The organism is Kitasatospora sp. P5_F3 (genome assembly GCF_054049135.1).
This window is the reverse complement of the sequence record NZ_JBFUMY010000208.1, coordinates 1-608: the sequence shown is the minus strand read 5'-3', so window position 1 is coordinate 608 and position 608 is coordinate 1. Positions and strand designations below refer to the sequence as shown.

1 protein-coding gene is annotated in these 608 nt (G+C 69.9%); it reads left to right on the top strand.

Translation table 11 applies throughout. The annotated features are described in order from the left end of the window. A partial coding sequence (locus ACXJMZ_RS37385) for a hypothetical protein (RefSeq protein WP_457034441.1) occupies positions 1-408 on the top strand: 408 nt, incomplete at its 5' end. Positions 409-608 lie beyond the last annotated feature (200 nt).

The following is a 608-nucleotide window of genomic DNA, read 5'->3' as shown; positions in this document are numbered from 1 at the left end:
GCACCCACCCGGGTGCCGAACGGGTCCAGCGGCGCGGAGCTGCGCGGCTCACCGGACGTGGGCGTCTGCTGCGTCGAACGCGGCGTCTCGCTCGAACCGGACGTGTCACGGCTCGGCGCACTGTCCGGCGACGTGCTCGACGATGACGGACCGTTGGAAGACGGACCGGTCGACGACGGACTGGTACCCGAAGGACTGCTGCCGGACGGGCTCGTGCTCGAAGGGTTACTGGAGGACGGGTCGCCACTCGAGGAGGGGTTGCTGCTGGATGAAGGACCGTTGCTACTGGACGACGGTGAACTGCCGCTGCTGTCCGGCGCGTTCGTACTGCCGTTGCTGTCGCCGTTGCCGGCGGAGTCCGCGTTGCTGCCGTGCCCCGCCGCACTGTCCAACCCACCACGCGCGTGACCGCCCGCCCGCGAACCCAACCCGTCCCGCAACGCCTCCGTGAAGGTCTGCCCGGAGTTCTTCACCGCGGTGACGAACTCCTCCGCCCCCGCCTTCCCCGTCCGCCCCAGGTCGAAGCCGTCCTGCGCACCGAAGCCCTGGTTGACGGTCTGCGCGATCAGGTCACTGATCATCGCCTGCACCGCCGAGACCACCGGCTC